Origin of the sequence: Streptomyces sp. NPDC058664 (assembly GCF_042716635.1) — a bacterium.
Taxonomy (GTDB): domain Bacteria; phylum Actinomycetota; class Actinomycetes; order Streptomycetales; family Streptomycetaceae; genus Streptomyces.
The window spans coordinates 1-21,623 of the sequence record NZ_JBHXRW010000037.1 but is presented as its reverse complement, the minus strand read 5'-3'; the positions used below and the strand labels follow the sequence as shown (position 1 = coordinate 21,623).

20 protein-coding genes are annotated in these 21,623 nt (G+C 72.4%); 8 read left to right on the top strand and 12 right to left on the bottom strand.

What is annotated here, in order from left to right; genetic code table 11:
- Positions 1 to 30: 30 nt before the first annotated feature.
- From meaB to ACFWUY_RS26835, 3 genes are read right to left on the bottom strand one after another with little or no spacing between them, the layout of a single operon-like run.
- Positions 31 to 1,014: a methylmalonyl Co-A mutase-associated GTPase MeaB gene (gene meaB / locus ACFWUY_RS26845; protein ID WP_384114440.1), complete on the bottom strand. Its 984-nt coding sequence runs from the start codon at positions 1,012 to 1,014 to the stop codon at positions 31 to 33.
- Positions 1,011 to 3,185 carry a methylmalonyl-CoA mutase gene (gene scpA / locus ACFWUY_RS26840; RefSeq protein WP_384114437.1) on the bottom strand — a complete coding sequence of 725 codons (2,175 nt, stop codon included), beginning with the start codon at positions 3,183 to 3,185 and terminating at the stop codon, positions 1,011 to 1,013. Before scpA ends, meaB begins: the two co-directional genes overlap by 4 nt.
- Positions 3,185 to 4,996 carry a methylmalonyl-CoA mutase family protein gene (locus ACFWUY_RS26835; protein ID WP_384114433.1) on the bottom strand — a complete coding sequence of 604 codons (1,812 nt, stop codon included), beginning with the start codon at positions 4,994 to 4,996 and terminating at the stop codon, positions 3,185 to 3,187. Before ACFWUY_RS26835 ends, scpA begins: the two co-directional genes overlap by 1 nt.
- Before the next feature lie 149 nt (positions 4,997 to 5,145).
- On the opposite strand from ACFWUY_RS26835, the gene ACFWUY_RS26830 reads away from it, so the two are divergent.
- Positions 5,146 to 5,418, top strand: coding sequence for a hypothetical protein (locus ACFWUY_RS26830; RefSeq protein WP_384114428.1), 273 nt, complete (start codon positions 5,146 to 5,148; stop codon positions 5,416 to 5,418).
- A 47-nt stretch (positions 5,419 to 5,465) separates the two neighbouring features.
- Here ACFWUY_RS26830 and ACFWUY_RS26825 read toward each other — a convergent pair whose 3' ends face one another.
- From ACFWUY_RS26825 to ACFWUY_RS26815, 3 genes are all read right to left on the bottom strand, one after another.
- Positions 5,466 to 6,125, bottom strand: coding sequence for a class I SAM-dependent methyltransferase (locus ACFWUY_RS26825; protein ID WP_384114421.1), 660 nt, complete (start codon positions 6,123 to 6,125; stop codon positions 5,466 to 5,468).
- Between the two features lie 128 nt (positions 6,126 to 6,253).
- The gene (locus tag ACFWUY_RS26820) at positions 6,254 to 6,724 is read right to left on the bottom strand and encodes a hypothetical protein (RefSeq protein ID WP_384114417.1); all 471 of its coding nucleotides are present in this window, start codon (positions 6,722 to 6,724) and stop codon (positions 6,254 to 6,256) included.
- A 98-nt stretch (positions 6,725 to 6,822) separates the two neighbouring features.
- Positions 6,823 to 8,145 carry a hypothetical protein gene (locus ACFWUY_RS26815; protein WP_384114412.1) on the bottom strand — a complete coding sequence of 441 codons (1,323 nt, stop codon included), beginning with the start codon at positions 8,143 to 8,145 and terminating at the stop codon, positions 6,823 to 6,825.
- Between the two features lie 198 nt (positions 8,146 to 8,343).
- On the opposite strand from ACFWUY_RS26815, the gene ACFWUY_RS26810 reads away from it, so the two are divergent.
- The 4 genes from ACFWUY_RS26810 to ACFWUY_RS26795 are packed head-to-tail and all read left to right on the top strand — an operon-like array spanning position 8,344 to position 11,340.
- Complete coding sequence (locus ACFWUY_RS26810; protein WP_384114404.1) at positions 8,344 to 9,048, top strand: DUF2470 domain-containing protein; 705 nt, start codon at positions 8,344 to 8,346, stop codon at positions 9,046 to 9,048.
- Between the two features lie 32 nt (positions 9,049 to 9,080).
- Entirely contained in the window at positions 9,081 to 9,635 is a 555-nt protein-coding gene (locus tag ACFWUY_RS26805) for an HD domain-containing protein (RefSeq protein WP_384114400.1), read from the top strand.
- Complete coding sequence (locus ACFWUY_RS26800) at positions 9,632 to 10,297, top strand: RNA polymerase sigma factor (RefSeq protein WP_384114395.1); 666 nt, start codon at positions 9,632 to 9,634, stop codon at positions 10,295 to 10,297. Before ACFWUY_RS26805 ends, ACFWUY_RS26800 begins: the two co-directional genes overlap by 4 nt.
- Entirely contained in the window at positions 10,294 to 11,340 is a 1,047-nt protein-coding gene (locus ACFWUY_RS26795) for a CU044_5270 family protein (RefSeq protein WP_384114390.1), read from the top strand. Before ACFWUY_RS26800 ends, ACFWUY_RS26795 begins: the two co-directional genes overlap by 4 nt.
- 43 nt (positions 11,341 to 11,383) lie before the next feature.
- On the opposite strand, the gene ACFWUY_RS26790 is transcribed toward ACFWUY_RS26795, so the two are convergent.
- Positions 11,384 to 12,307, bottom strand: coding sequence for a glycerophosphodiester phosphodiesterase (locus tag ACFWUY_RS26790; RefSeq protein WP_384114384.1), 924 nt, complete (start codon positions 12,305 to 12,307; stop codon positions 11,384 to 11,386).
- Between the two features lie 148 nt (positions 12,308 to 12,455).
- Here ACFWUY_RS26790 and ACFWUY_RS26785 point away from each other — a divergent pair, with 148 nt between their 5' ends.
- Together ACFWUY_RS26785 and ACFWUY_RS26780 are read left to right on the top strand one after the other, a co-directional pair.
- Positions 12,456 to 13,343, top strand: coding sequence for an IclR family transcriptional regulator (locus ACFWUY_RS26785; protein WP_384114379.1), 888 nt, complete (start codon positions 12,456 to 12,458; stop codon positions 13,341 to 13,343).
- 166 nt (positions 13,344 to 13,509) lie between these two features.
- Positions 13,510 to 13,980, top strand: a complete 471-nt coding sequence (locus tag ACFWUY_RS26780; RefSeq protein ID WP_384114376.1) for a hypothetical protein — start codon at positions 13,510 to 13,512, stop codon at positions 13,978 to 13,980.
- 67 nt (positions 13,981 to 14,047) lie between these two features.
- On the opposite strand, the gene ACFWUY_RS26775 is transcribed toward ACFWUY_RS26780, so the two are convergent.
- The 4 genes from ACFWUY_RS26775 to ACFWUY_RS26760 all read right to left on the bottom strand — a co-directional run bounded on the left by ACFWUY_RS26775 (position 14,048) and on the right by ACFWUY_RS26760 (position 18,969).
- A complete protein-coding gene (locus ACFWUY_RS26775) occupies positions 14,048 to 15,493 on the bottom strand; it encodes a GH1 family beta-glucosidase (RefSeq protein WP_384114373.1) in 1,446 nt (481 codons plus the stop codon).
- A 122-nt stretch (positions 15,494 to 15,615) separates the two neighbouring features.
- On the bottom strand, positions 15,616 to 16,524 hold the full coding sequence (locus ACFWUY_RS26770) for a carbohydrate ABC transporter permease (protein ID WP_384114370.1): 909 nt from the start codon (positions 16,522 to 16,524) through the stop codon (positions 15,616 to 15,618).
- A 4-nt stretch (positions 16,525 to 16,528) separates the two neighbouring features.
- Positions 16,529 to 17,533, bottom strand: a complete 1,005-nt coding sequence (locus tag ACFWUY_RS26765) for a carbohydrate ABC transporter permease (protein ID WP_384114367.1) — start codon at positions 17,531 to 17,533, stop codon at positions 16,529 to 16,531.
- 86 nt (positions 17,534 to 17,619) lie between these two features.
- Positions 17,620 to 18,969: an ABC transporter substrate-binding protein gene (locus tag ACFWUY_RS26760; protein WP_384114364.1), complete on the bottom strand. Its 1,350-nt coding sequence runs from the start codon at positions 18,967 to 18,969 to the stop codon at positions 17,620 to 17,622.
- A gap of 369 nt (positions 18,970 to 19,338) precedes the next feature.
- Here ACFWUY_RS26760 and ACFWUY_RS26755 point away from each other — a divergent pair, with 369 nt between their 5' ends.
- Complete coding sequence (locus tag ACFWUY_RS26755) at positions 19,339 to 20,361, top strand: LacI family DNA-binding transcriptional regulator (RefSeq protein ID WP_384114361.1); 1,023 nt, start codon at positions 19,339 to 19,341, stop codon at positions 20,359 to 20,361.
- Between the two features lie 255 nt (positions 20,362 to 20,616).
- Here ACFWUY_RS26755 and ACFWUY_RS26750 read toward each other — a convergent pair whose 3' ends face one another.
- Positions 20,617 to 21,297 carry a D-Ala-D-Ala carboxypeptidase family metallohydrolase gene (locus ACFWUY_RS26750; RefSeq protein ID WP_384114701.1) on the bottom strand — a complete coding sequence of 227 codons (681 nt, stop codon included), beginning with the start codon at positions 21,295 to 21,297 and terminating at the stop codon, positions 20,617 to 20,619.
- Positions 21,298 to 21,623 lie beyond the last annotated feature (326 nt).

Here is a 21,623-nt window from a genome sequence, read left to right as displayed (position 1 = left end):
GGAAGGCCCCCTGAGCGCAGAGTCGTCGTGTCAGCCGCGCCGCTCCCCGAAGGCGTCCAGGAGGCGATCGGCGGCCAGGGTCGCCGTGAGCTCCCCGGCGCGGACCCGCTGTTCCAGGGCGGGCGCGAGGTCCCGGACCGCCGGGTCGGTGTGGAGGCGGCGCAGGAGTTCGTCGCGGACCATGGTCCAGGTCCAGTCGACCTGCTGGTCCTGGCGCTTGGCCGTGAGGCGGCCGGTCGAGTCGAGCAGGGTCCGGTGCTGCTGGAGCCGGCCCCAGACCTCGTCGAGGCCGGCGGACTCACGGGCGCTGCAGCTGAGGACCGGCGGCGTCCAGAAGGAGTCGGCGCCGTGCATGAGCCGCAGCGCGCCCGCCAGTTCACGGGCCGCCGCCCGGGCGTCCCGCTCGTGCGGGCCGTCGGCCTTGTTGACGGCGACGACGTCGGCGAGTTCCAGGACGCCCTTCTTGATGCCCTGGAGCTGGTCGCCGGTGCGGGCCAGGGTGAGCAGCAGGAAGGAGTCGACCATGTCGGCGACGGCGGTCTCGGACTGTCCGACGCCCACCGTCTCGACGAGCACCACGTCGTATCCGGCGGCCTCCATCACCACGATCGACTCACGGGTCGCCTTCGCGACACCGCCGAGCGTGCCGGCGGTGGGGGAGGGGCGGACGAACGCCGCCGGGTCGACGGCGAGCCGCTCCATCCGCGTCTTGTCGCCGAGGATGGAGCCGCCGGTGCGGTTCGACGACGGGTCGACGGCGAGCACCGCGACCCGGTGGCCGAGCCCGGTGAGCATCGTCCCGAACGCGTCGATGAACGTCGACTTGCCGACACCGGGCACTCCGCTGATCCCGATCCGCACGGCGTTCCCGCTGTGCGGAAGGAGTTCCGTCAGGAGCTCCTGGGCGAGTGCCCGGTGCTGGGGGCGGGTCGACTCGACGAGGGTGATGGCGCGGGCGACGAGCGCCCGCTTCCCCTCCCGTACACCCCGTACGTACGTGTCGAGCTCGATCACCGCTCGTGCCCGAGGTCGGCCGACAGACGTGTCACCAGGTCGTGGGCCGCGTCCGGGATCACCGTCCCCGGCGGGAACACGGCCGCCGCGCCCATCTCCAGGAGCGTCGCCACGTCCTGCGGAGGAATCACCCCGCCGACCACGATCATGATGTCCTCGCGGCCCTCCGCGGCCAGCTCCTCCCGGAGCGCCGGTACGAGGGTGAGGTGCCCCGCGGCAAGCGACGAGACCCCGACGATGTGCACGTCCGCCTCGACGGCCTGGCGGGCCACCTCGGCCGGGGTCTGGAACAGCGGGCCGACGTCGACGTCGAAGCCCAGGTCGGCGAAGGCGGTGGCGATGACCTTCTGGCCTCGGTCGTGGCCGTCCTGGCCCATCTTGGCGACCAGGATGCGCGGCCGGCGTCCCTCGGCCTCGCCGAAGGCGTCGACCAGGGCCCGGGTGCGCTCCACGGAGGGGGACTCGCCTGCTTCGGTGCGGTACACACCGGAGATCGTACGGATCTGCCCGGCGTGCCGCCCGTACACCTTCTCCAGGGCGTCGGAGATCTCGCCGACCGTGGCCATCGCGCGGGCCGCGTCCACCGCGAGTTCGAGCAGGTTGCCCTCGCCGCCGGCCGCCCGGGTGAGCGCGGCGAGCGCGTCCTGGCAGGCCTGCTCGTCGCGCTCCTCGCGCAGCCGCTTCAGCTTGGCGATCTGCTGGGCGCGGACGGAGGAGTTGTCGACCTTGAGGACGTCGATCTGCTCGTCGGTCGCGACCCGGTACTTGTTGACGCCGATGACCGGCTGCCGGCCGGAGTCGATCCGGGCCTGGGTGCGGGCCGCGGCCTCCTCCACGCGCAGCTTGGGGATGCCGGCGTCGATGGCCTTCGCCATGCCGCCGGCCTGCTCGACCTCCTGGATGTGCTTCCAGGCGCGCCGGGCGAGGTCGTGGGTGAGCTTCTCGACGTACGCGCTGCCGCCCCACGGGTCGATGGTCCGGCAGGTGCCCGACTCCTGCTGGATGAGCAGCTGGGTGTTGCGGGCGATCCGGGCGGAGAAGTCCGTCGGCAGGGCGAGCGCCTCGTCGAGGGCGTTGGTGTGCAGCGACTGGGTGTGCCCCTGGGTGGCCGCCATCGCCTCGACGCAGGTGCGGGTGACGTTGTTGAACACGTCCTGGGCGGTGAGCGACCAGCCGGAGGTCTGCGAATGGGTCCGCAGCGACAGGGACTTGGCGTTCTGCGGATCGAACTGCTTGACCAGCTTGGCCCAGAGGAGACGGGCCGCGCGCAGCTTGGCGATCTCCATGAAGAAGTTCATGCCGATCGCCCAGAAGAACGACAGGCGCGGCGCGAACGCGTCGACGTCGAGCCCGGCCTCCCGGCCCGCGCGGATGTACTCCACGCCGTCGGCGAGGGTGTACGCCAGCTCCAGGTCGGCCGTGGCCCCCGCCTCCTGGATGTGGTACCCGGAGATGGAGATGGAGTTGTAGCGCGGCATCCGCTGCGAGGTGTACGCGAAGATGTCGGAGATGATCCGCATCGACGGCCCGGGCGGATAGATGTACGTGTTGCGGACCATGAACTCCTTGAGGATGTCGTTCTGGATGGTCCCGGCGAGCTTCTCGGGCGGAACGCCCTGCTCCTCGGCCGCCACGATGTACAGCGCGAGCACGGGCAGCACGGCGCCGTTCATCGTCATCGACACCGTCATCCGGTCCAGCGGGATGCCGTCGAACAACTGCCGCATGTCGTAGATCGAGTCGATGGCCACACCGGCCATGCCGACGTCACCGGTGACCCGCGGGTGGTCGCTGTCGTAGCCGCGGTGGGTCGGCAGGTCGAAGGCGACCGACAGGCCCTTCTGGCCGGCCGCGAGGTTGCGCCGGTAGAAGGCGTTCGACTCCTCGGCCGTGGAGAAGCCCGCGTACTGCCGGATCGTCCACGGCTGGTTGACGTACATCGTCGGGTACGGGCCGCGCAGGTACGGGGCCATGCCCGGGCGGGTGTCCAGGAAGTCCAGGCCCTCCAGGTCCTGCCCGGTGTACAGCGGCTTGACGCCGATGCCCTCCGGGGTCTCCCAGAGCAGGTCGTCGCCGCCCGTGGCCTTCTTGACGGCCGTGCGCCACGCGTCGGGACCGCCGTCGGCGGTCGGCGCCCCGAGCTCGATCCCGGAGAAATCGGGGATGGACATCAGGACACTCCCATGCGGTCGAGGGCGGTGGAGAGCAGGGCGACGGCGTCACAGCCCGCGAAGAGGTACGAGTCGACACCGGGGTGATCCCCCGGGCGACCGGCGAGGAGGACGTGCTCGGCGCCCGCCGCGCGCAGCTCGGCCGCCACGGTCCCGGCCCGCTCCGCGTACAGCGCGTCGCTGGAGCAGAGGCAGACCTCGCGGGCACCGCTCTCCTCGAACGTGCCCTCGGTGACCGTCTCGATGCCGCCCGCCTGGAAGAGGTTCGCGGCGAAGGAGAGGCGGGCCGAGTGCGCCGCCGCCGGGCCGAGCGCGGCCAGATAGACCCGGGGCCGGGCGCCGGTCGCCGCCAGGTGGGCGTCGGAGCGGGCGCGCAGCGTCTCGAAGGCCTCGTCGCGCCGGACCCGGGGAAGGCCACCGGCCGGCGGCGCGGGCGCGGGCGCGCGCTCGACGGGCTTCTCCCCGAGGTTCGGGAACTCGCTGACGCCGGTGATCGGTTCGCGTCGGGTGGCGAGCTTCGCGCTGCGAGCCGACCAGGTCTCGGCGAGCCGCTCACCGATCGTCCCCGACCGCAGCGCGGCCTCCTGGCCGCCCGCCCGCTCGATGTCCTGGAAGAACTCCCAGGCCGCGTGGGCGAGTTCGTCGGTGAGCCGCTCCACGTACCAGGAACCGCCCGCCGGGTCGATCACCCGGGAGAGGTGCGACTCCTCGATGAGGACGGTGGAGGTGTTACGGGCGATCCGGCGCGCGAACGCGTCCGGCAGACCGAGCGCCTCGTCGAAGGGCAGCACGGTCACGCTGTCGGCGCCACCCACCCCGGCGGCGAGCGTCGCCACCGTGGTGCGCAGCATGTTCACCCACGGGTCCCGGCGCGTCATCATCACCGGCGAGGTCACCGCGTGCTGGCGCTGCGCCCCCGCCTCCCGGGCGCCGCAGACCTCGGCCACCCGGGCCCACAGCCGGCGCGCCGCACGGAGCTTGGCGATGGTCAGGAACTGGTCGGCGGTCGCCGCGTACCGGAACTCCAGCTGGGCGCAGGCCTCGGCGACGCCCAGTCCGGCGTCGGTCAGACCCCGCAGGTAGGCCACGCCGGTCGCGAGCGAGCAGCCCAGCTCCTGCGCGGCCGAGCCGCCGGCCTCGTGGTACGGCAGCGCGTCCACGGTCAGGGCGCGCAGCCCCGGGTGGCGGTCGGCGCAGCGGCGCGCGAGACCGGCGACGGACGCCAGGCCGTACGCCGGGCGGCCGGTGCGGGCCTCGTGGCCCAGGGGATCGGCGCCCAGGTTGCCCAGGGCCGCGTCGTCGGCGACGCCCCGCTCCTCGTACAGCCCGAGGAGCCGTTCGGCGGCCGCCTCCGTCTCGTCGCCCGCGTCGAGGACGACGGGTGCCAGGTCGAGGTAGACGCCGTCGAGGACCGTGTCCAGGGAGGCGACCGGGATGCCGGTGCCGCCGACGCCCAGCCAGAGGGAGGTGACGCCGTTCTCGAGGTCGGAGAGGACCGCGTCGCGGTCGGCGGCGAGATGGCGCTGGCGCACGTCCCAGCCGCCGAGGGCGGTGCCCTCGGCGCGGCCACCGCGCGTGAACGGCGCGAAGCCGGGAAGACCGGCGTCGGGCACGGAGTCGCGTGCCGTGTACAGCGGACGGATGTCGAGTCCGTCCTCCAGGAGCGTGGACAGGGCGTCCTCGGCGGCGTCGCCGGAGACCTCCTTGCCCGATTTGCGCAGGACACCCGCCACGAGGTGTTGCCACTGTTCGTGTGGCGCGTCAGGGAATTCGGACGCCAGGGAGAGCCCGTCGTCAGGCAGGACCGTCATGCTCGGATGCTAGGGGAGAGCGCTAAAGCTGCAGGAGGGTGTACGACTGTGACCTTCTTCTCCTCGACCTGCGGCGTTCCGTGTGGTGGACACGTTCCTCGGCGTCGTCAGGAGTGGCGTTGTCAGTGGTGGCTGGCACGCTGGACCGTATGGACAGGGACGAGGAGCTGCTCAGGGGCCGGGTCTACGGCCAGGACCACGACGACCCCCGCCCGGGCCCCCGCCCCGGCCGGGTCTACGCCGAACTGGTCGGCGGGCCGCTCGACGGCCTGCTCCTCGACGTCACCGGCTGGACGGCGGGGGAGCGGGCCGCCGGCGCGGTCCTGGAGACGGAGCTCGGCCGCTACGCCGCCGGCCGCTCCCTCTACGAGCCGCGCCCCGGCGACCCCCGCCGCTTCGACTGGTCCGGCGACGCGCCCTGACCCGGCGTGAGCGGCGCCGGGCCGGGCGGATGCCGGGCGGCGCCGGGTCAGCCCGGCACGCCGGGGCGGCGGGCGTAGCAGAAGAGGTGCTCCTCCGGGGCCGCCCGCTCGTCCTCCGGCCGGAAGACCGACACGTCGTGATGGAGGACGTCGAGACCGCAGTCCTCCCGGAGCCTGCGCAGGTACTCCTCGGCCGAGAAGCTGGAGACCCTGACCGGCCGGCCCATCCACTCGATCTCCACGCCGTCCACGTCGGCGGGCACCGTGGCGGTCACCAGATGGCCGCCGGGCACCAGCCAGCCCGCCATCCGCTCCAGGGCGGCGCCCGCCTCCGCCCGGCTCATCATCAGGAGCGGGAAGAAGGCGCACACGGCGTCGAAGCTCCCCGGCGGAGCGTCGAAGTCGCGGACGTCGCCCCGCTCGAACCGGGCGCCGGGCACCTGCTCACGGGCCAGGTCGACCATCGTGCCGGACACGTCGATGCCGGTCACCGCGCACCCCGACCGGACGAGCAGCTCCGCGACCGGCCGCCCGGTGCCGCTGCCGACGTCGAGCACCCGGGCCCCCGGGCCCAGGCGGGCCGTGAGCCAGTCGACCGCCGCCAGCTGGGCCGGCAGGTGCCCGAAGGCCCGCTCGTACGCGAGCCCCAGACCGTCGAACAGCTCCGCCGCCGACAGTGGTCTCCGCTCGGAACCCTCTTCCCGCATACCGCTCCCCTTTCCCGGGTGTCACGGGGCGGACTACCCGCCGGGGGAGCGGTTCTACCCGGGGTCTACCCAGGGTCTGCCGGGGGTCTGTCGAGGCCTGCCGGGGGCCTGCCGGAGTTCCGGCGGACTCAGCGCAGGACGGACGAGAAGTTGTCCAGCTGGATCCAGGTCACCTTGTTCGTGGACTGGGGACCGTAGACGTTGACGGCGCCGGCCGTGTTGGCCTCGATGCGGACGGCGTTGATGCCCTGGCTGTTGTTGCGGGGGCAGACACCGCGGGTCAGCTTGGGCGGGCGGATGGTGGCGGGCAGCGTGCCGAGCCGGCCGTCGGCGGCGAAGTCACAGGTGACCGTGCCGCGCAGCTGGAGGAACTCCGTCCCCGCGAGCCGTATCACGCGGGCCTCGGCCGGCGCGCCGGCCACGTTCGTCACGGCCGGGTCCAGGGCGATCGCCGTCCAGTCCACGACGGTCTGGCAGCCGTCCACGGGGTCCACGGCGGCGGCCGGGGTGGCCGTCAGGAGCGGGGCGGCGACGGCGACGGCGGGTGCGGCCAGTGCCGCGGTGAGCAGGGAGCGGCGGCTGGTGGTGTGCTGGGTCATGCTCGATCCTCCGGATCGGGTGAGGCGGGTGGTCGGGGGGACGGGCGCGGCGGGTCCTGGGTGACCCGCGGGGAGGCCGGTCGCGGTGCGGCCGGCGGTCATCGCCAGGCGACCGAGACGCCGTCGAGGTCGATCCAGGTGGTGGCGTTGTCGCTGGTGGCGCCGTACGCCCAGAGCGCGCCGTGGACGTCCGCCTCGATCCGGCACACGCAGCGGCCGGTGTTGTTGTTGCGGGGCACGTTCTGGCGGGTCAAGTGGGTCGGGCGCAGCCGGTGCGGAAGGGTCCCGATCCTGCTGTCGGCGGTCAGGCCGGGGGAGCAGGTGAGGGTGCCGCGCAGCTGGAGGTAGGTGGTGCCGGCGAGGGCGATCAGCCGTCCGCGCGGGGGCTGTGCGCCCGGGGACACGCCGGGCGCGAGGGCGAGGTCCTCCCAGTCCGCGAGCACCTTGACCCCGTCCACGGCGGGCTTCGTGGGGTACCAGCCGATCGTGACGTCACGCGAACCCGTGGTGCCGGGGACGGTGTTGCTGAAGCCGAACAGCAGCCGGGTCTCCGCGGTCGCGGGGTCGACCTCGACGGCGACGCCCTCGGGCTCGCGCCGGGTGAGGCCGTCGGCGTTGGTGACCACCTGCCGGTCGAGGCGCGCGCCGGTCGTCCACGAGTACGAGGTGAGGAAGGCGATCCCGGGGAACTCGCTGGGGACCGTCGTCGGGTTGTTCTCCTTGTCGTACGGCGCCCATTGGTACGAGTAGAGGACGTCGCCCAGTGCGGTGAAGCCCTGGGAGACGAGGGTCTTTTGCAGCGGGTAGGGCGACGGCACCGCGGGGGTGACGTCCTCACCGGCCGGCATGACGAAGGTGGTGCCCACCGGGACCCATGAGCCGGCGGCGGCCGCGGCGGGGTCGTACCGGGTGAAGTGCCGCTTTCCGTCCTTGTGGTACATGACGCACAGCAGGTTGTTCACCGGGTCGAGCGACGGGCCGACGCCCGAGGTGCTGCCGGGCGGCGTGAACTTCCGCTCCTGCGGTACGAGCGCTCCGTCGAGGACCGAGCCGTCGACGAACCGGAACCGCGTGACGGCCTTGCCGAAGGTCGTGCCGTCCGAGGTGACGTGCAGCGGGCCGACCTCGGTCCAGAGGTACGTGTCGGCGCCCACCGGCTCGGCGCCCATCGAGAGCCCGTGTCCGAAGCCCTTCAGCTGCATCGAGCCGGTGACCGTGCCGGTCCGGCGGTCGATGCGGTTCAGGTACAGGTTGCCCTGCGGTGCCGTGGCCGAGCTCTCGACCTGGAGCACGAAGACGTGTCCGTTGACGGTGTCGGTGGCGATCGCCTGAGGGGCCGGGCCCTTCACCAGGTCGACCGTCTGGATGAGCCTGCCGGTGACGCCGGACAGGTCGACGCCGTTGGCGTCCGTGTATGCCATGTTCTCTCTCCCCAGGGATCCCCGCGGATCCGCTCGACGAAGAAGAGATCATCACATGGGGCGTCGATCGCCCTTCCGGGTGGCCATGAGTGCCCCGTCCGGGTGGCCGCGGGTGCCCCTTCCATCACCATCGGCGATAGGTTAGCTTAGGCTTACCTAAGTCACAGTGTCTCCGTCACCTGTCCCGGGAGAACTCGGATGCGTCCCTTCACCCCCCGCGCCACGCGGCCCACCCCCGCCGAGCGCGTGCGATCGATCCTGGCGGCCGCCCACTCGATGACCGTCGTCTCCGACGGAGTCCACCAGGAGGTGCACCTCCTCGACGGCACCGGGCCGATGGGGCACGTCCACCTGCACGACCCGTCCGAGGAGAGTCACGCCGGACAGGCCGCGCGGATCCCCGTACGCCTGGAGTTCACCGACATCGCCCCCATCCCCGTCCGCGAACGGCTGCGCGCACGCGTCACCCTGACGGGGCTCCTGGCCACCCCCTACGAGCCGGAGTCGAACGCGAGCATCTGCATGGAGTTCGGCCAGGCCCTCCTGGAGGAAGCCGACGGCCGGACCTTCGTCACCCTCGAAGAACTCCACGGGACCGACATCGACCCCATGGCCACCTGCGAGGCGTCCATGCTGACCCACCTCGTCGACGGCCACGGCGAACTCGTGCCCCTGCTCCTCCGCCTCGTCCGGCCCCGCCCCGACCGGGACATGGTCCGCGCCCTCCCCGTCGCCCTCGACCGGTACGGCATCACCCTGCGGCTCGAACACCCCGCGGGCCACCAGGACGTCCGGCTCCCCTTCCCCACCCCCGTCACCGACATCGACCAGGCCGGCCCCCGGATCCACGCCCTCCTCGCCGCGGCCCGCCGCTCCTCCCACTCCAACCACCTGCTGACCTGACCCCCGGATCCGCGCCCCGCGATGATGGGGCGATGAAGACACTCGCCGAGGTGGACGCGCTCGCCGGCCGGGCGCACGCCGGACAGACCGACAAGATCGGTGTCCCCTACGTCGCACACGTCCGCGCGGTCGCCGCAGGCCTTGAGCCGTTCGGCCCCCACCTGGTCATGGCCGGGCTCCTCCACGACGTCGTCGAGGACACCCCGTGGACGGCGGAGCGGCTCCGCGCCGCCGGCGTCCCCGACCGGGTCGTCGACATCGTCGAGGCCGTCACCAACCGGCCCGGCACCCCCTACGAGGAGAAGATCCGCCGCATCACGGAGGATCCCGACGCCACCCTCGTGAAGATCGCCGACAACGCGCACAACAGCCGCCGGGACCGGGCCGCCGCGCTGCCGCCCGACCGCCGGGCCCGGCTCGCCGCCAAGTACCGGTCGGCACGCGAGGTGTTGTGGGCGGCGGCCGATCCCGGGCAGGTCGCGACGATCCTGCGCGTGGTCAACCCCGACCTCCTGGAAGAACTGACCTCCTGGTGTGACCGTCGTCACGGGAACCCGTCCCCGGGCCCGGACAGACGAGAGACGTGAACACAGACACACGCGCACGGATCCGGGACGGAGACCCCTCGGCCTTCGCCGAACTCTTCGACTCCTACGCCCGGAGCGTCTACAACCACGCCTTCCGGCTGACCGGAGACTGGTCGGTCGCCGAGGACGTGATGGCGGCGACCTTCCTGGAGGCCTGGCGGCTGCGGCGGAAGGTGGACCCCGAAGGGGGTTCGCTCCGGCCCTGGCTGCTCGGCGTCGCCACCAACGTGGCCCGCAACCACTGCCGGGGCAACCGCCGCTACCGGGCCGCCGCCGCCGCGTACGCCGCCGCGGGCCCGGCCGAGGCCTCCGTGCCCGACCACGCCGCCGAGGTCGCCGGCCGGCTCGACGACCGGCGCCGCATCGCGGCCACGCTCCGGGCCCTCGGCACGCTCCGCCGCACCGAACGCGAGGTCCTCGTACTCTGCCTCTGGGAGGGCCTCGCCTACACCGACGTCGCCAGAGCCCTGCGCGTCCCCGTCGGCACCGTCCGCTCCCGGCTCTCCCGCGCCCGCGCCAGGCTCCGGGCCGGCGCCGAGGCCGAACTCGCCCTCGAATCAGAAGAACTCGCCAAGGAAAAACGGGAACCCGCGTCCCGCCCCCGACAGACAACAGGTGATCGCGTGAACGCGGTCCGGCCCGCGCAGGAAGGAATCCGATGAACCCCGACCCGAACCAGCCCCGTACGGCGAACCGGCTCGCGAGCGGAGACCTCCCGGCGACCGAGGAACACGACCTTCCTCCGGGCCGCCACCAGTTCCACAAGGAGCGCCTGATGAGCCAGATCCACGACGACCGCCGCGCCGCCGCCCGGCGCAACCCCTTCCTGCGGAAGGCGGTCCTCCTGCCGGCCGCGACCGCGCTCGCAGGCGCACTCGCCGTCGGCGTCCTCGTCCTCACCCCCGGCGGACCCCAGGAGCCCGCCGAACTCGCCGCCGGACCCGCCCTCACCACCAGCATCGGCGCCGTCGACGCCCACGGAGCGCCCCGCTTCCTCGACCGGATCTCGCTGGCCGCGGCCGGGGCGGACGCCCCGAAGAGCCGCGCGGGCCAGTACGTCTACATCGAGACGCGGACCGCGGGCACGCACGTGAGGACCGTCGACGGCGTCAGCAGCGTCGTCAGCCGGCCCCTGCACACCCGGCAGTCCTGGCGCTCCCCCGACGGTCTCAGGGGCTGGCTCATCGAGCCCGGCACCACCGGCCCCGAGGGCATCACCCTGGAAGGCACCGACGAGACCGGCAACACGCCGAAGCCGCACCTCGGAGCCCCCTCGCACGACTACCTCGCCACCCTCCCCACCGACCCCGATGCCCTGCTGCGGAAGATCTACGAGGAGACCGAGGGGCAGGGCAACGGCAAGGACCAGCAGGCCTTCACCACCATCGGGGACCTGCTCGTCGAGAGCTGGCCGACTCCCCGGCTCACGGCGGCGCTCTACCGGGCCGCCGCGAAGATCCCCGGCGTCGTCCTGGTGGACAGCGCCACCGACGCCGTCGGCCGCAAGGGAGTCGCGGTCGCGCGGCTCGACGAGACCAGCGGGGCACGCACCGAATGGATCTTCGACAGCAAGACCTTCACCTTCCTGGGGGAGCGCACCGTCCAGGTGAAGGGCGACGACGGCCTCATCAAGCCCGGAACCGTCATCTTCACCGCCGCGATCATGGTCCGGTCCTTCGTCGACGACATCAAGGTCACGCCGTAGGGGTACGGACCACGCGCGGAACGCCGGGCGGGCCGACGGCCGCTCAGACCGTACGGCCGGCCCACCAGCCGCCCAGCTCGGTCGGACGGTTGGTGATGATGCCGTCCACGCCGAGCGCGTCCAGGGCCTTCCAGCGGGCCGGCCTGTCGACCGTCCACACGTAGACGGCGAGCCCCGCGGCGTGCAGTTCGGAGACGAGCCCCGGACGGGTGGACAGGGCGGCGTCCGAGGCGTTGTACGCGGCGAGGCCCAGCTCCTCGGCGAGCGCGACCGGGTCCGCGTCCAGGGTGTCGCGCAGCAGGCCCAGCGGCAGTTCGGGAGCGAGCTCGTGGGCGTACCGCAGGGAGGAGATGTCGAAGCTCTGGACGAAGACCCGGTCGGTCATGCCCTGGCCGCGGATCTCCCGCACGATCCGGTCCACGTCGGCGCGGCTGTGCCGGCCCTTGATCTCCAGGAGCAGCTTCCCGCCGCGCTGCCTGAGGTCCGCCAACTGGGCGGCCAGGGTCGGGACCCGGACCCCGGCGTAGGCGGGGGCGAACCAGGAGCCGGCGTCCAGGGTGTCCAGCTGCGCGGAGGTCAGGGAACGGATCGGGCCCGTGCCGTCGGTCGTCCGGTCGACGGTCGGGTCGTGCAGGACGTACGGCACGCCGTCCTCGCTGGGCTGGACGTCGTTCTCGATCCAGACGGTCCCGCCCCGCCGGGCCACCTCGCCGGAGACCAGGGTGTTCTCGGGGGCGGCCGACGAGGCACCCCGGTGGGCGATCACCGTCGGCGGCCCTCCGGGCACCCGCATCCAGGGGCTCGCCGGCGTCGTCGCCTCCGGTCCGGGGCGGGGCGCGGACCGGGAGGGCGGGTCGGCGGCGAAGGCCGTCGCGAGGCCCGCGACGGCGGTGGCCAGGGCGACGGCGACCAGGCCGGCGGTCCTGCGCCGACGGGACCGGGAGGCGGGCGGTTGAACGTCTCTCATGTTCCGACACCCTAAGGCGCGTTTTGCCCGCGACACGACGGAGGAGGCAAGCCCTTCGCCGGAATCGTCCGGTCTGCGGCATGGTGGGAGGCAGGCCCGGAGCCGTGCCGTCGGGGTCACGGCCGGGCGTGCGGAGTCGGGGGGACTCATGGACACCGGTGAGGGACGTGGAGCGGGCAGAGACGATCTCGGCCGGGCACACGCCGGCGTACGGCGACCGGAACGCGGCGGCCGACCCGGCCGGGCCCACGCCGACACGGAGGCACGGGCGCACGGCGGCGCGGAGGCGCGGCTGAGCGGCGACACGGAGGTACGGGCGCACGCCGACGCGGAAGCGCGGCTGAGCGCCGGCGGCACCGGGCGGGAGCGTGGCCGGGGAGTGCTGGAGGGGGCGTTCGCGCTGCTCGACGCCCTGCGCCGGAGCGGCGACGAGGCCGGGGTGACCGAACTGGCGCTGGCCTGCGGGGTCCCCAAGGGCAGCGTCCACCGGCTCCTCGACCAGCTGGTCACGCTCGGCGCCGTCGAGCGGAAGGGCAACCGCTACCGGGTCGGCCCCCAGCTGTACCGCCTCGGCCAGGCCTGGGAGCCGCACCCCGGTCTGCGGTCCGCCGCCCGGCTGCCGCTCCAGCGGCTCAGGGCCGCCACCGGCGCGAGCGTGGTCCTCGCCGTGCTGCGCGAGGACATGGCGATCACCGTCGGCTCGGTGCCGGGGGACCTCGAACCGCTCTTCCCGGTACGGGACGGCATCGCGTTCCGGCTCGACACCGCCGCGGGAAAGGCCCTGCGGGGACCGCTCCGCGGCGGCGCGATCCTCGACCGGGAGGACGTGATGGACGGCGTGTGCTGCGCCTCGCTGCCGGTCCGCACCCCGGACGGGCGTACGGTCGGGGCCCTCGCCGGCATGGTGCAGGCGGGCCGGCCGCTCGACGCGCTCGCCCGGGCCGTCACCGAGGCCGGGGCCGCGGTCAGCCGCGCGCTCGCCCGGAGCGGCGGGCCGCGGAGAACGCTCCCGCCCGCCGCCGCCCCCGTGCTCTGAACCACCGTCGAACGGCGCTGTTCCGTCCAGCGGAACGCGCGTAGAACCGGGCGCGCCGGACGGGCACAGTAGGTGATGTGCCGAGGGGAACGGCACACCGGACCCGCCCGGAAGAGGCGGGCCGGAACCACCGTCACACGAGTGACCCGACATGTGGGGGGACCACATGCGCAAGAACCGATTCGTCCGCACCGCGGCCACCGCGCTCCTCGCACTCGGCAGCGTCGCCGCCTTCGCCGGCACCGCACAGGCCGAGCCGATCGACTACGTGCGGATCGAACTGGTCGAGCTGCACTGCCAGAAGAACAGCGAGGGCGACCACGACGAGGCGTACCTCAAGATCACCGACGCCAACGGCAACGCCGTCAAGGTCTGGCCCGGCAACGGCATCAAGTACCAGACCATGGGCAGCGGTTACGTCCGCTCCATGGCCGACGGCAACGGCAACGCGGCCCTCATCCTCGGCAAGGAGCAGGCCCGCACGATGACCCTCTGGGACTACGACTCGACCAGCGGCGACGACAAGCTCGGCGCCACGCTCGTCACCGGCAGCGAGGTCGGCGCCGAGACCCAGTGGCGCTCCGTCGAGGGATCCGGCGGCGTGTACGTCATCGGCTACCGGGTCATCGACATCTGACCGACGCCCACCCCGTGAAGGAAGGCCGTGCCGGCGAACCCGGCACGGCCTTCCCCGTCGTGGGACGTCAGGACGCGGCATCAGGGGCGTGCAGCTCACCCGTCCGCGCCACCCGCGCGTACCAGCGGGCACTCGACTTGGGGGTCCGCTCCAGGGTGTCGTAGTCCACCCGGACCGCCCCGAACCGCTTCGCGTAGCCGTACGCCCACTCGAAGTTGTCGAGCAGCGACCACAGGAAGTAGCCGCGCACGTCCACGCCGTCGCTGATCGCCCGGTGCACGGCCTCCAGGTGCGCGTGCACGTACGCGGCGCGCTGCGGGTCGTGCACCGAGCCGTCCGGGGAGACCACGTCCTCGTACGCCGCCCCGTTCTCGCTGATGACCAGCGGGAGTTGCGGATACGCGTCGGACACCCGCTTCAGCAGGTCGTAGAGGGCGCTCGGGTCGACCGCCCAGCCCATCGCGGTCGGCTCGCCGGGACCCCGGTGGAAGGCGACCGAGTCGGCGCCGGGCCACGGCGAGAACTCGCTGTTGCCGTGACCGTCGTCCTGGGGCTTCTCGGCCCCCTCCGGGACCTCGGAGACGATGGTCGGCGCGTAGTAGTTGATGGCGAGCAGATCCAGCGGCTGGTGCGCCGCGGCCGTGTCGCCGTCCCGGACGAAGGACCAGTCCGTGAGGTGCGCCGTGTCGGCGATCAGGTCCTCCGGGTAGGCGCCCTCCAGCATCGGGCCCAGCCAGATCCGGTTGCCCACCGCGTCGATCCGGCGGGCCGCCTCCGCGTCCGCCGCCGAACCGGTCAGCGGGCGCACCTCGTGCAGGTTGAGGGAGACCGAGATCTGACGGTCCGCCGGCATCGCGGCCCGCAGCGCCTGGACCGCGAGACCGTGGCCCAGGTTGAGGTGGTGCGCGGCCCGCAGGGAGGCGACCGCGTCCGTGCGGCCGGGGGCGTGGACCCCGGAGCCGTACCCCAGGAAGGCACTGCACCAGGGCTCGTTGAGCGTGGTCCACCGCTTGACCCGGTCGCCGACCGCGTCGGCGACGATGCCCGCGTACTCGGCGAACCGCTCGGCGGTCGCCCGCTCGGGCCAGCCGCCCGCGTCCTCCAGCTCCTGCGGCAGGTCCCAGTGGTAGAGGGTGAGGGCCGGCTCGATCCCGGCGGCGAGCAGCTCGTCGACGAGCGAGCGGTAGAAGTCGAGGCCCTTCTGGACGGCGGGCCCCCGGCCGGTGGGCTGGACCCGGGACCAGGAGACGGAGAACCGGTAGGCGTTCAGGCCGAGTTCGGACATGATGCCGACGTCCTCGCGGAACCGGTGGTAGTGGTCCACGGCGACGTCGCCGGTGTGGCCCTCGAAGACCTTTCCGGGGGTGTGCGAGAAGGTGTCCCAGATGGACGGGGTACGGCCGTCCTCCGCCGCCGCTCCCTCGATCTGGTACGCGGCGGTGGCCGCGCCCCAGAGGAAGTCGGACGGGAACGAGCGGGTGGCGGTGAGCGGCCGGGTTTCGGACGCGGTCATAGGAGAGAGCTCCCAACACGGGTACGGGGTCGGTACGTTCGGTACGTGCGGTACGACAGAGGGCGTGCGGCCCGGAGCGGGTGTGCGGCCCGGAACGGGCAGGCCCTGCGGAGAGCGGCCGGTCAGCTCTTGACGGCGCCGGCCGTGATGCCGCCCACGATGTGCTTGCCGAGGAAGGCGAAGACGAGCAGCAGTGGCACGGTGGATATCAGGGCGCCGGTCAGCACGATGGAGTGGTCCACCGTGTGGTTTCCCGCGCCGAGTCCGGCGAGCGCCACCTGAAGGGTGGGGCTGCCGTCCGGGGTGAGCGCGATGAACGGCCAGAAGAAGTCGTTCCACGCCTGGACGAAGACCAGCATGCCGAGCACGGCCATGGCCGGCCGGGCGATCGGGAACACCACGTGCCAGATGATCCGCAGGCTGTGCGCCCCGTCCATCCGGGCCGCCTCCACCAGCTCCATCGGCAGGGCCTCCACCAGGAACTGGCGCATGAAGAACACGCCGAAGGCGGCGACCAGGGAGGGCAGGACGACCGACTGGAGCTGGTCGAACCAGCCGAGGTCGGTGATGATCTGGTACAGCGGGATGACGCTGAGCTGCGGCGGGATCGTCATGGTGGCGACCACCAGGGAGAGCAGCATGCCCCGGCCCTTGAAGGGCAGCTTGGCGAAGGCGAAGCCGGCGAGGGTGGAGAACAGCACGGTGGACAGTGCCACCAGGCTCGCCACGATCGTCGTGTTGATCAGCGCCTCGCCCATGTCCACCTGGTTCCAGGCGAAGCTCAGGTTGTCCAGGAGGCGTTTGCCGGGCAGCAGCGGCGCCGGGGCCTCCACGACCCGCTCGCCGGTGTGCGAGGCGGCGACCACGTTCCAGTACAGCGGGAAGAGCGAGACGAACGCGGCCACGGCGAGCAGGACGTAGGTCAGCGGTCCCGCGTGGTGCTGGCGGCCGGCGGACTGCCGGAAGCGGAGTCCGGACCGGGCCGCCGGGGCCTCGGCCTCGGCCGGCGTCGTGTCGAGTGTGCGGGCCATGAGGTCAGCCCCCCAGCTTCTTGCGGTTGTGGCGGGAGACGAGCGCCTGGACGCCGCCGATCAGGAGCAGGAGCAGGAGCATGACCCAGGCGATCGCCGAGGCCTGGCCCAGCGCGCCGGTCACCCACCCCTTCTCGTACATCAGCAGGCTCAGCGTCTGGAACTGGTTGCCGCTGCCGCCGCTGATGCCGACGCTGCCGCCGAAGAGCATCGGCTCGCCGAAGAGCTGGGTGGCGCCGATGGTGGAGACGATGATCGTGAAGAGGATGGTCGGCCGGATGGAGGGGATGGTGACGCTGATGAACTGGCGCCAGCGCGAGGCCCCGTCCAGGGAGGCCGCCTCGTACAGGTCCTGCGGCACCGCCTGCATGGCGGCCAGGTAGATCAGGGCGTTGTAGCCGGTCCAGCGCCAGGTGACGATCACCGAGATGGCGATCTGCGCCGGCCACTTGGACGACTCCCAGTTCACCGGGTCGAACCCGAACCAGCCCAGGACGCCGTTGATCATCCCGTAGTCGGTGTTGAACAGCTGGGCGAAGACCAGCGTCGCCGCCGCGATCGAAGTGGCGTACGGGGCGAGGATCGCGACCCGGAAGAAGCCTCGGCCGCGGAGCTTGTAGTTGAGCAGGTGCGCCAGGCCCAGGGCCATGAGCAGCTGGGGAACGGTCGAGATGATCCCGATGGTGAAGGTGTTGAAGAGCGCGTTCCAGAAGAACTCGCTGGTCGCGAGGTCGGTGTAGTTCTCCAGGCCCTTCCAGGTCGGGTCGCCGCCGAGTTCGACCCGGTTGAGCGAGAGCCAGCCGGTGTAGATCAGCGGGAAGAGCCCGAAGGCGGCGAAGGTGAGGAAGAAGGGGGCGATGAAGACGTACGGGATCGCCTTGAGGTCCCAGCGGTAGAGCGTGCTGCGCCAGCCGCCCCGGGCGGAGTGGCGGCCACGCGGGCCGGAGGAGGAGGGCGGTGCGGCGGGCGGCGGGGAGCCGTCCGGCCTCGCCCGAACGGAGGTGGCCACGGGGGCGTCCTTCCAGGTCGATGCGTGCGGTGGTGCGGACGGTGCCGGTCCGCCGCCCACGGGCGGCGGACCGGCAGGCGCCCCCGCTACTGGTCGATCTTGTCGTCGACCAGCTTCTTGACGTTCTCCCAGGCCTTCGCCGGGTCGGTGCCGCGCTGCTCGATGTCGAGGATGCCGTTGTCGGTGAGGAAGGTCTTCACCTGGCCGTCGTAGCGGCTGATCACGGCGGGGGTGATGCCGGCCGCCGCGCTGGAGAAGATCTTGCCGACCGGGGTCTCGCCGAAGTACGGCAGCTTCGCGTCCTGGACCGCCGAGGAGGAGAGCGTGTCCTTGGACGAGGGGATGTTGCCGTTGACCGCGAACACCTTCGCGTGCTGCTCGGGCGCGGTCAGCCAGGCGGCGAGCTCGGCGGCCTCCTTGGTGTGCTTGCCGGCCTTCGGCACGGCGAGGAAGGAGCCGCCCCAGTTGCCGGCGACCGGAGGTGCGGCGATGTCCCACTTGCCCTGGTTGGCCGGGCCCGCCTGGTCCTTGATGATGCCGGTCATCCAGCTGGGGCAGGCGACGGTGGCGAACTTCGAGTTCTTGAAGCCCGCGTTCCAGGTGCCCTTCTCGTCGAACTGGCGCAGCTTGGCGGTGAGGCCGCCCTGGGCCGCCTTGACGGCCGTGTCCCAGGCCTTCTTCACGCCGGGGCTGTTCTCCCAGTCGAGCTCGCCGCTGGTGTTGGCGTACTGCACCGGGTCGCTGGAGACGACGGCGTTGAAGAGGCCGCTCGCCGAGTCGTGGAAGGAGGTGCCCGCGGGCGCGGCCGCCTTGTACTTCTCGCCGATCTCGATGAACTTGTCCCAGTCGCCGGCCCACAGCTTGGCGACGGCGTCGCGGTCGGTGGGCAGCTTGGCCTTGGCGAAGAGGTCCTTGTTGTAGCAGACGGCCATGGGGCCGATGTCGGTGCCGAGGGCGATGAGCTTGCCGTCGGCGGTCGTCGCCTGCTTGACCTTCCAGTCGAGGAAGTCCTCGGGCTTGGCGCCGCCCTCCTTGCTCAGGTCGACCCACTTACCGGCCATGGCGGTGCCGGTCGCCTCGGCGATGTAGCCGACCTCGACGGCCTGGATGTCGGCGACGCCGCTGTTCTGGGAGAGGCGCAGCTTCAGGGTGTCCCAGTACTTCTGGCCGTCGGAGACGTTCGACTCTTCGATCTTGATGTTGGGGTGGAGCCGCTCGTACTCGGCGTAGAGCTTGGCGCCGGTCTTGTTGTCGTAGCCGAAGGAACCGAAGGTCCCGATCCGCAGCGTGATCTTCTCGCCGGGCTTGGCGCCGGTGCCGCCCTTGCCGTTGTCCTCGTCGCTGCCGCAACCGGTGAGCAGGGTCGTGCCGGTCACGACGACGGCGACCGCCGCGATCGCCGCACGGCGTCCGCGTCTGCTGCTGGAAGTGCGCATTCCACTCTCCTCGTCCAAGGTGGTGCTCGTTGTGCGCCAAGAGGCCCGGCCGGCTGATCGCGGCTCGGCGGCGCCTGCCAGGACCTGATGAAGGCTGTACGCGTTCCCGAATGGGAGCGCTCCCACGTCGTTGCCGGAAGGTTGCTGCCTGGCGGGTGCGGGTGTCAAGACATGAACGCGGATTCGTTACCGGAAGGTTTTCCGGGGGTTTCGGGGCCCGTTGTGTGGACGGTCGCGTCATCTCCTGAACGCACGCTCATGGCGCACGGGTGCGGAAGTGGACTATCGTGGGAGCGCTCCCACCTCTGCTTCCGTCCCCGGAGGGCCGTGGTGAGCTGCACGTTGTCCTACGAGGGGAGTTCGGGAGTTGTGAGCGCACGGCAGAGCGGCAGACCCACTCTGGAGCAGGTGGCCGCCAGGGCGGGGGTCGGCCGGGGCACGGTCTCCCGGGTGATCAACGGCTCCCCCCGGGTGAGCGAGCAGACCAGAACGGCCGTCGCCAGAGCCGTCGCCGAACTCGGCTACGTCCCCAACCAGGCCGCCCGCGCCCTGGCCGGCAGCCGTACGGACGCGATCGCGCTGGTCATCCCCGAGGCCGAGGCCCGGCTCTTCGCCGAGCCCTACTTCCTCGACCTCATCCGCGGCGTCAGCGCCGAACTCGCCGAAGCCGACAAGCAGTTGCTCCTCACCCTGGTCCGCAGCGAACAGGAGCGGCAGCGCTTCGAACAGTACCTCGCCGCCCAGCGCGTCGACGGGGTGCTGCTCGCCTCCGTCCACGGCGACGACCCGCTGCCCGACCGGATCAGGGAACTGGGCATCCCGGTGGTCATGAACGGGCGCCGCGCGGAGGCGGAGCCCGTGCCGTACGTCGACTCCGACAACATCGGCGCCGGACGGGCCGCGGTCGCCCACCTCGTGGCACGCGGACGGAGCAGGATCGCGACCGTCACGGGACCGCTCGACATGTACGTGGCCCGCGCCCGCCTCGGCGGCTACCGGGCGGGCCTCACGGAGGCCGGACTCGGGCCCGACGAGGCACTGGTCTCGACCGGCGACTTCACCGAGGAGGGCGGCCGGCGGGCCATGCGGGAGCTGCTCGACCGCAGCCCGGACCTCGACGCCGTCTTCGCCGCCTCCGACGTGATGGCGGCGGGCGCGCGCGGGGCGCTGCGGGAGGCGGGGCGGCGGGTGCCCGAGGACGTGGCACTCGTCGGGGTCGACGACTCGCCGGTCGCGCGGCTGATGGACCCACCGCTGACGAGCGTGCGGCAGCCCATCGAGGAGATGGGCCGCACGATGGCGCGGATGCTGCTCCGGGAGATCGCGGGCGCTCCGGAGAGCGCCGGCCGCCATGTCCTCCCGACGGAGCTGGTGGTGCGGGAGTCCTGCTGAGCGCGGGCGGACCGGGCGCGCGCTCCGGCTGGGGCGGCCGGGCGGTGCTCCGGCGGGGACCGCCGGGAGGACGCTCCGGCGGGGCCGGCCGTCGGGGCACGTCGCTTCGACGGAGTCGCCGGTACGGGAGTCCTGTCGGGCGCGGGCGGGCCGGGGTCGTGGTCCGGCGGGTGCCTGCCGCCGGGGTGTGTCACGTCGGCGGAGCCGGTGGTGCGGGAGTCCCCCCGAGCGCGTCCGCGCTCAGGGGGACGGGTGTCAGATGCCGCAGCTGGGGGCGGACCAGAAGCGGCTGTCGCGGTGGTCGAGGTGGGTGTGGTCGTCGTGGCCCGCGTAGCCGGGGCCGAGGATCCCGTTGAACCCGTGGTTGCGGGCCTGCTGGGCCAGCCGGCACAGCGAGTGCGGGCCGGCGCCGAGGTCGGCCGCGTCGCCGTACAGGTGACGGCTCGACGAGGCGCCGCCGACCGCGTCGTTGCAGGCGTGGCTGCGGAAGCCGCTGGTGACCCGGATCGACGCGTCGCCGAGGGCGTGCCGCAGTGCCTCCAGCTTCCACATGGTCCGCAGGGCGTTGGACTTGGCGGTGGCCGCGCTCACCGCGCCTCCCGCCCAGGTGCTGTTGCAGTTGTTCAGTTCGGCGTAGGAGAAGTGGATCGGCGTGCAGTCGTCGTCCTGGAGCCCGTAGATCTTCGAGAAGGTCGCGGGTCCCGCGACGCCGTCGGCGGCGAGGCCGTACGCGGTCTGGAAGCGCTTGACGGCGGCGACGGTGGCGGGCCCGTAGGACCCGTCGATCGCGAGCACGCCTCCGTAGCCGGGGTACCCGGCCACGCGGATCTGCAGCTGGGTCACGTCGGCGCCGGTGGCGCCCTGGGACAGGGTGCGGGACCAGGTGTAGCAGGCGTCCGCCCGGGCGGTCCCGGCGGTGGCGACCACGCCCGCCATGCCGGTGACCAGCAGGGCGAAGGCGAGCAGGAGTCTGGGGAGGAGTGAGGTGAGAGCGCGTCCGGGCATCGTGCGGGCCTCCGTCGGTGGGTTGATGTGCACCTGCCATGCGTGCTGCCGTGTGCAGCGTGGCCGCTGGAGTCGACGCGCGTCAACCGCCCGGAAGCACCGTCATTCGTCCGGACCAATGACGGGCGCCGGCGCGCACGAAGGTGCCGCATCCGTCCCGCCGGACGGATGCAGCACCGGATGGGAACGTGTTCCCCAACAGCTGTCGCTGATAAACATCTGTAGCTGCCGACATTAGGGTTGTGGGAGATATAGGT